The 7427-nt window shown below is 70.7% G+C and carries 9 protein-coding genes and 5 tRNA genes; 7 read left to right on the top strand and 7 right to left on the bottom strand.

All coding sequences use genetic code 11. The features are described 5' to 3' along the window. The first annotated feature begins 222 nt into the window (after window positions 1-222). Window positions 223-780 (top strand): CGNR zinc finger domain-containing protein, encoded by a 558-nt coding sequence (locus ACWCRB_RS48150; RefSeq protein WP_451002116.1) that lies wholly within the window; start codon window positions 223-225, stop codon window positions 778-780. 80 nt (window positions 781-860) lie between these two features. Here the strand turns inward: ACWCRB_RS48150 and ACWCRB_RS48145 are convergent, their stop codons facing one another. After that, complete coding sequence (locus tag ACWCRB_RS48145) at window positions 861-1013, bottom strand: hypothetical protein (RefSeq protein WP_369034270.1); 153 nt, start codon at window positions 1011-1013, stop codon at window positions 861-863. 181 nt (window positions 1014-1194) lie between these two features. Next, the gene (locus tag ACWCRB_RS48140) at window positions 1195-1722 is read right to left on the bottom strand and encodes a hypothetical protein (RefSeq protein WP_451002115.1); all 528 of its coding nucleotides are present in this window, start codon (window positions 1720-1722) and stop codon (window positions 1195-1197) included. 126 nt (window positions 1723-1848) lie between these two features. On the opposite strand from ACWCRB_RS48140, the gene ACWCRB_RS48135 reads away from it, so the two are divergent. After that, entirely contained in the window at window positions 1849-2394 is a 546-nt protein-coding gene (locus tag ACWCRB_RS48135; protein ID WP_451002114.1) for a DsbA family protein, read from the top strand. Between the two features lie 40 nt (window positions 2395-2434). Here ACWCRB_RS48135 and ACWCRB_RS48130 read toward each other — a convergent pair whose 3' ends face one another. The 3 genes from ACWCRB_RS48130 to ACWCRB_RS48120 form a co-directional block, all read right to left on the bottom strand. After that, window positions 2435-3259 carry a GNAT family N-acetyltransferase gene (locus ACWCRB_RS48130; RefSeq protein ID WP_451002113.1) on the bottom strand — a complete coding sequence of 275 codons (825 nt, stop codon included), beginning with the start codon at window positions 3257-3259 and terminating at the stop codon, window positions 2435-2437. Between the two features lie 74 nt (window positions 3260-3333). Beyond that, on the bottom strand, window positions 3334-4155 hold the full coding sequence (locus ACWCRB_RS48125; RefSeq protein ID WP_451002112.1) for an aminotransferase class IV: 822 nt from the start codon (window positions 4153-4155) through the stop codon (window positions 3334-3336). After that, window positions 4152-5222 (bottom strand): chorismate-binding protein, encoded by a 1071-nt coding sequence (locus tag ACWCRB_RS48120; protein WP_451002111.1) that lies wholly within the window; start codon window positions 5220-5222, stop codon window positions 4152-4154. Before ACWCRB_RS48120 ends, ACWCRB_RS48125 begins: the two co-directional genes overlap by 4 nt. Window positions 5223-5377: 155 nt before the next feature. On the opposite strand from ACWCRB_RS48120, the gene ACWCRB_RS48115 reads away from it, so the two are divergent. From ACWCRB_RS48115 to ACWCRB_RS48095, 5 genes are all read left to right on the top strand, one after another. After that, window positions 5378-5450: transfer RNA gene (locus tag ACWCRB_RS48115), tRNA-Gly, on the top strand. Between the two features lie 39 nt (window positions 5451-5489). After that, window positions 5490-5563: transfer RNA gene (locus ACWCRB_RS48110), tRNA-Cys, on the top strand. Window position 5564: 1 nt separating this feature from the next. Further along, a tRNA-Val gene (locus ACWCRB_RS48105) sits at window positions 5565-5636 on the top strand. 35 nt (window positions 5637-5671) lie between these two features. Next, a tRNA-Val gene (locus ACWCRB_RS48100) sits at window positions 5672-5743 on the top strand. A gap of 21 nt (window positions 5744-5764) precedes the next feature. Then, window positions 5765-5836: transfer RNA gene (locus ACWCRB_RS48095), tRNA-Val, on the top strand. A gap of 56 nt (window positions 5837-5892) precedes the next feature. Here ACWCRB_RS48095 and ACWCRB_RS48090 read toward each other — a convergent pair. Together ACWCRB_RS48090 and ACWCRB_RS48085 are read right to left on the bottom strand one after the other, a co-directional pair. Beyond that, window positions 5893-6192 (bottom strand): TFIIB-type zinc ribbon-containing protein, encoded by a 300-nt coding sequence (locus ACWCRB_RS48090; protein ID WP_451002110.1) that lies wholly within the window; start codon window positions 6190-6192, stop codon window positions 5893-5895. Window positions 6193-6303: 111 nt separating this feature from the next. Beyond that, window positions 6304-7254: a phosphotransferase gene (locus tag ACWCRB_RS48085; RefSeq protein ID WP_451002109.1), complete on the bottom strand. Its 951-nt coding sequence runs from the start codon at window positions 7252-7254 to the stop codon at window positions 6304-6306. Window positions 7255-7427 lie beyond the last annotated feature (173 nt).

Genomic DNA, 7427 nt, shown 5'->3' with positions numbered 1-7427 from the left:
GCCACGAACAACTTCCCCGAGTTCACGGGGAGGTTGTGCCCGGCGCCGTGCGAGGCGGGCTGTCTGCATGCCTTTTCACTAGCGACCACCCCGACCTCCCCTGCCCTCTCCCACCCCTCCCCCAAGGCCGACGGCCACCTCCGTCGCTGTGAGCCATTACCATCGGCCAGCATCGGCGGGCGGGTGCCCGCCCGACCGCCCAGGCAGGCCAGGGAGAGCAACGTGCTGATCACCCACGACACCCGGTGCGCCCTCGACACCGTGGTCGATCTGGTGAACACCGTGCCGGACGACGACACGACGGACGGGCTGCCCGATGTCGACGCGCTCGAAGATTTCGTACGAAAGCACGACATAAGCGAAGTCGGCACACTGTCGGAGATCGATCTCGCCGCCGTGCGCAGGATCCGTGGCAGATTCGCCGGAGTCTTCGCGGCCCAGGACGCCCGAACCGCCGCCGCGCTCATCAACGAGCTGGTCGCCGCCGCGGGCACCACGCCCCGGCTCACCGACCACGACGGCTACGACTGGCATGTGCACTACTTCGCGCCCGGCGCGTCCATCGCCGACCACCTCGCCGCCGACTGCGGAATGGCCCTCGCGTTCTTCGTGGTCGCCGGCGAGCAGGAACGGCTGCGGCGCTGCGAGGCCCCGGACTGCCGGCGGGCCTTCGTCGACGTCTCCCGCAACCGGTCCCGGCGGTACTGCGACAGCCGCACCTGCGGAAACCGGCTCCACGTGGCCGCCTACCGGGCGCGCCGCAAGGAGTCGGCCGGCTGACAGGCCCCGAAGGCCGGGTGCGGAAGGTTTGGTGCTGACGCAGCCCCCGGCGGGTGACGCCGGGGACTGGCGTGTACAGCTCACAGCAACAGCAGATCATGCAACGAAGCCATGAGCAGCAGACACCCGATCACCGCAAGGAAGATCATCAGCGGTGGCTGGGAAAGGGCGAAGAGGCACCCGCGCGGCTCGTCATTCGGCGGCGCGGCCTCGCTCTGTGTTGTGTCCAGCATCTCGTCGCGATGATGACGCAGCCGAGACCCTCTACGCGATCAACACACCCGGAATGTGCGGTAGTTCGCCGAATTCCGTAATGTCCGCAGCGAGTCATGATCGCTTCCGAGCGACCTCCGTCGCCTCCCGGCCGATTGTGTCGTTTCAGTGCGCCATCACTGCGTCAGTCGACGCGGTTCGTCATATGCCGTGCTTCTTGAGGATCGCCTCGATGTCGCTGAAGTCGTCCCCCGCGCCACCGCCGCGCTGCTTGGCCGCGGGCTGGGCCGCCGGACGGGAGGCCTTGCCCCGCGCCTGCCCCAGTGAGGGCGCCGAGGCCGCCGGGGCCACCGCCTCACGCTGCGCGGCCTGCACTTCTCTGCGTTCCTGTCGGCTGCCGCCCCTGCGCCGCTCCACCGCGCGCGTGGTCGTGAAGAGCAGCCAGGCGCCGCCGAGCACACCGAAGCCGGCCCAGGCGGTGGGACTGAAGGCGGTGTCGGCCAGCCAGCCGACCACCCCGGTCATCACCAGGCCGACGGGAACCAGCGAGTAGGCGGCGATACGGGCAGCCGCGAGAAAACGCTTGCGGTACGCCGTGACCACCGCGATGCCCAGGCCGGCCGCGGAGACGGCGGAACAGACGGTCTCGGCAATCATCCGGTCCTCCAGGCAGGGTTGGATCGCACGGGTGCACGGTTCGGTCGCACAGGTGCGCTTCGTCCCTTCCATCCTGCACCGCCCGGACCCCCGGATGCCATGCCCCGGCCCGACATCAGGGACATCTCCGGGTCGCCTCCTCCACAGGTCCCGGTCCCCTCGTACGACACCCACGGCCACGGCTGGGAAACTGGTGCCATGAGCGACTCCTCCCCTGTGCCCGCCGGCACTCCTGCCCCAGCCTCCGCCCCTGTCCTCGAGGTCTGGTGCGAACTCCAGTGCCCGGACTGCCGCAGGGCTCTGGACGACGTACGCGCCCTGCGGGCCCGCTACGGCGACCGGCTGGAGCTGCGGCTGCGGCACTTCCCGCTGGAGAAGCACAAGCACGCCTTCGCCGCCGCGCAGGCCGCCGAGGAGGCGGCGGAGCAGGGGCAGGCATGGCCGTACGTCGAGGCCGTGCTCGGCAGGGTCGAGGAGCTGGACCGTAGGGGCGAACCCTTCCTGGTCGAGGTGGCCGGTGAACTCGGGCTCGACGCCGAGGAGTTCGACACCGCGCTGATCGACGGCCGGCACATCCTGATCGTCGACGCCGACCAGGCCGAGGGCAAGGCCATCGGCGTGACCGGCACGCCGACGTACGTCATCGCCGGTGAGCGGCTCGACGGCGGCAAGAGCCAGGAAGGGCTCCGGGAGCGGATCGAGGAGATCGTGGACCGGCTGTTGGCCGGGCAGCAGGAGGCCTGACACCAACGACGACCGTCGAATCGCTTCCCTGGGCGTCCGCCTACAACAGGTCCTTGTACATGTGGTGGGTGATGGTCTCGTACCCCAGCGACTCGTAGAGCCGTTCCGCCGGAGTGTTGCCCGCGAAGACGTTCAGGGAGATGACCGGCCGGCCCGCCTCGATCGACTGGGCCTCCGCCAGGAGCATGAGGGTGCGGCCGTGGCCTCTGCCCCGGTGTTCCGCGTCGGCCTCGACCTTGTAGACGAAGGCCCGGCCCTCGCGGGAGCCCAGCCACAGAGTCCCGACCCGGGCGCCCTCGTGTTCCAGAACGCTGAGCGTCACGCCCTCGCTGGCCACGCCCTGCGGCAGCATCCGTTCATGGTCCCGCTTCGCCTTGGCGTGCGCCTCCGCCTCGGGCACACCCCGCTGGATCCAGCTCTCCGCGTAGTCCAGCCTGCCCGCCGCCTCCCACACCACGAACTCGGCCTCCGTCATGGGCCGGCCACGGCTTCCGGCGGGCAGTCCGGGCGGAGTGGTGCTGAGGGGCTTGTCCATACGGCGGTTGCGCAGCACATAGCCGAGCGCGGTCACGAGCCGCAGCGCCGCCGGTGCGTCGCCCGGGACGGCCACCTCGATGCGCCGACAGCCCCAGCCGCGCGCCACCTCCTCCGCGGCGAGCGCGGCCACCGTGGCCCGGCCGCGCCGCCGGTCACGTTCGTCGATACGGAGGTCCAGGATCTTCGCCACCGCGTCCCCGAAAGAGGGGTCGGTGGCGAGGTGGATCGCGCCGACAGGGCGGCTGTTCACGCACACCTGGTAATGGCGTGAACACGCCCCGTCGGCCTCGCGCTGCAACGGCTCGGTCGGCCGCAGGGTGGTGGTCATCAGGGGTGTTCTACCCGCTCACGACGGCCTGCGTCAGCCTCATTAATGCGGCTTTCCTTGATCCTGCGCCTCGCTCAGGGATCGAGGTCGTCGCCCGCCCGCTCGTCGAAGACCCGCATCGCCTTGGCCGTCACCGGGCCCGGTGCGCCCGGGAGTTGGCGGTCGTCGACGCGATGCACGGCCTGTACGTCCCTCAGGGTGGACGTCAGGAAGATCTCGTCGGCCTGCGCCAGGGCGGCCGGCGGGAGGTCGGTCTCCCTGGCGCCCGTCCACTCGACGACGAGTGCGCGCGTGATGCCGGCGAGGCAGCCGGAGGCGAGCGGCGGGGTGTGGATCTCGCCGTCCAGCACGACGAAGACGTTCGACCCCGTCCCCTCGCACAGTTGGCCGACCGTGTTGCCGAACAGCGCCTCGGACGCGCCCTGTTCGCGCGCCCTGGCGAGGGCGACGACGTTCTCGGCGTACGAGGTGGTCTTCAGCCCGGTGACGGCGCCGCGTTCGTTGCGCGTCCAGGGGACCGTGATCACGGCGGTCGAGTCGGGGCGCCGGGCGGATTCGCCGACGGCGACGACCAGGGTCGGGCCGTGCTCCCCGCGGTCGGAGCCGAGGGGGCCGTGCCCGCCGGTGTACGTGATGCGCAGGCGGCCGAGCGGCATCGGATTGGCGTCGAGTACGGCCGTACAGGCGCGGCGGACCTCGTCGAGGTCGGGGTCGGGCAGGCCGAGGCCGCGGGCCGAGCGGGTCAGCCGGTCCAGGTGGCGGGTGAGTGCGAACGGCCGGCCGTCGACCGCCTTCACCGTCTCGAAGATGCCGTCGCCCACGGTCAGCCCGTGGTCGAACACGGAGACGCGTGCGGTCTCGATGTCCTGCAGCCCGCCGTCGAGCCATAGCTTCACTGGTCAATACCTCGCTGGAAAGTGTCGGACGCGTCCTTCGCCTCGTACACTCCCGACGCTATCGCGAGTAGTCGGGACGCCTTCAGTTCGGTCTCGTGCCACTCCGCCTCGGGGTCCGAACCCCACGTGATGCCCGCACCGGTGCCGAAGCGCAGCATGCCGTCGGCCCGGTCGATCCAGAACGTGCGGATGCCGACCGCGAGTTCGCCCGTGCCCCGGTCCGCGTCGACCCAGCCGATGCCGCCGCAGTACGGGCCCCGGGGTGCCGTCTCCAGGGCGTCGATGATCCGCAGGGCGCTCGACTTGGGCGCGCCGGTGACCGAGCCGGGCGGGAAGGCCGCCGCGAGCAGCTCCGGCCAGCCGGCCCCCGGGCGCAGTTCGCCCCGTACCGTCGACACGAGGTGGACCAGCCCCGGGTGCTTCTCGACGACGCACAGTTCGGGGACGGTCACCGAGCCGGTCGCGCAGACGCGTCCGATGTCGTTGCGGACCAGGTCCACGATCATCACGTTCTCGGCGTAGTCCTTCTCCAGAAGGTCCGCCTCGGTGCGTCCGGTGCCCTTGATCGGGCCCGATTCGACGGTCCGGCCGACCCGGCGGAGGAAGAGTTCGGGGGACGCGGTGGCGATCTCGACACCGCGCGCGGGCAGGCGGATCGTTCCTGCGTACGGTGCCGGGTTGCCGTGCGCGAGCAGCGCGGTCAGGGCGTCCACGTCGGCGTCGGGGGCGACGGGCGCGGACAGTACGCGGCAGAGGTTGGCCTGGTACACCTCGCCGGCCGCGATCTGCTCGCGGATGCGGCGCACCCCCGCCGTGTACGCGGCGCGGTCGAGGGACGACGTCCAGTCACCGGCGGCCGGGCCCCGCCACTCCCCCGGTACCGGCCTCGGCGCTGGTGCCGGTTCCTCTCGTACGTCCTGGAAGCGGGCGCAGGTCAGACGGCCCTCGTAGTCCGCGCACACAGCCCAGAAACCGGTGGAGTCGAGCGCCTCGGGGTCGCTGGTGACATCGAGGAGGCCGGTGGCGACGAGGCCGCCGAAGCGGGCGAGAGGAGCGAGATCGGACACACCGCCGAGTCTATGGCGGGTGTCCTGCGGGTGCCCTGACCATGTCTTAGAGCGGGCACACCGCAGCACGCTGCACAAACGCGTTTTTGTGCTGGCCCCGGAATCCGCTAGAGTTCAACTCGTCGCCGGGACGCGAGAGCGCACCGAAACGACATGCGGACGTAGCTCAGTTGGTAGAGCGCAACCTTGCCAAGGTTGAGGTCGCCAGTTCGAACCTGGTCGTCCGCTCGCAGGAAGAGGGGGATCTTCCCGAACCCCCGCACTCCTGGTGGAGTGGCCGAGAGGCGAGGCAACGGCCTGCAAAGCCGTCTACACGGGTTCAAATCCCGTCTCCACCTCCAAGGACGATTAGCTCAGCGGGAGAGCGCTTCCCTGACACGGAAGAGGTCACTGGTTCAATCCCAGTATCGTCCACTGGTCCGCAAGGACCTTGATCCGCAAGGGTCTCCGCGCGATTAGCTCAGCGGGAGAGCGCTTCCCTGACACGGAAGAGGTCACTGGTTCAATCCCAGTATCGCGCACGCAGTACATGTGGTGAGCGAGGACGATTAGCTCAGCGGGAGAGCGCTTCCCTGACACGGAAGAGGTCACTGGTTCAATCCCAGTATCGTCCACACAGCAAGGAGCCCCCGGCCGTCTCATACGGTCGGGGGCTTCTTCATGGTTCCGGTCAGCTGGAGAACAGCATGTGGCCGAAGCTCTTGTGGCGCTTGCCGCCGTAGTGACCGCCATGGCCGCCGCCGTGGTGGCCGCCGTGCGGGGCACCCCAGGCGGGTGCCGGAGCGGCCGGGTAGGCCTGCGGGGCCGGGGGCGTCGGCCCTGCGGGACCCGCCCACTGGGACTCCACGCGGGTCAGCGCCTCCAGCTCGCCGTAGTCGAGGAATATCCCCCGGCAGCCGCTGCACTGCTCGATCTGGACTCCGTTGCGGTTGTACGTGTGCATCGGGGCGTGGCACTTCGGACACTGCATGCTCGGCTCAACTCCTGCCGGTCGGTGCTGCTTCTTGGCTCTGCTTCTGGTTCTTGATCCTGATTCGCTTCTCGCCTGGACAGACTCTGTCCGGCTCCGTGCGGTTGCACCCTACTTCGCGTATTCGTGGGCCAACTCGGGCGGTACGGAACCCATCCGGGCACATGCGTCGACAACGGCCTGCTGTACGTCGTCCAGTGGGCGGTCCGCCGCTGTCGCCTTGACGATCGCCAGGGCCGCCGTCTGCACGGTGAGGGCGCGGGCTGCGATGTCCAGGGCGGGCCAGGGGTCGCCCTCGGCGGGTACGGCCGGGCCGCCCGCCGTGCGGTAGGCGGTCAGGAAGCGGGTCCACTCGTCGGGCGGGAGCAGGCCGCAGGCGTACCAGGCGGCCGGGCGGGCGAGGTCCCAGGCGGGGGTGCCGATGCCCAGGTCGTCCACGTCGATGAGCAGCCAGGGGCCGTTCGGGGCGGGGTGGCGTACGAGTTGGCCCAGGTGGAGGTCGCCGTGGCAGAGGGTTGTGTGGGCCGGGATGGCCGGCATGGGGGCCTCGGCCTTGGCCCACGCCGGCAGGGCTGCCCAGGCGTGCAGGACCGGCTCGGTGGCCGGCTGGGGGGCGGTGGCTCGGAGGCGGGCGATCGCTCGGGCCGCCTTGGCCGGGCCGCGCATCGGCGGCAGGCCGGGTGGGGCGGGGGTCCGGTGGAGGCGGGCGAGGAGGGTGGCGGCCTCCTCCCAGGGGGCCGCGTCCGGGTCCTCCGGGTCTACCGGGGTGCCGTACGGCCAGAACGTCACGAGTCTGCCGTGCAGGTCGACGGGGGTCGGGGTGAGCGGGGGCAGGAGGATGTCGGGGAGGTGGGTGGCGGTGGTGAGGCGGGTGGTGAGTTCTGTGGGGGTGGTGTCGGGGGCGTGGGCCTTCGCGACTGTGTCGGCGTGGCGGACGACTGTGCCGTCGGGGCGATCGGCGAGGGTGTCTGCTCCGCAGGGGCAGGTGTCGGGGGCCTTGCGTGTGTGGGCCTTTGCCTTGGCTCGTGCGGTGAGGGCGGAGAGCAAGGGGGTGGCTGTCACGGGGCTCCCTGGGCGCGGTGCGGGTCTGGTCGTGAGGGTACGGCGTTGGCCTGGGGTGGGGTTTTTTCGCCCCCGCCGCCCCTACCCGTTCCCATCCCTGGGGGCTGCGCCCCCAGACCCCCGCTGTCGGCCTGAACGGCCTCGTCCTCAAGCGCCGGACGGGCTGGGGGGTG

It is taken from the genome of Streptomyces sp. NPDC002156, assembly GCF_053593675.1.
Note: the sequence above shows the minus strand (reverse complement) of the source record. Positions and strands in the feature narration are given on the sequence as shown.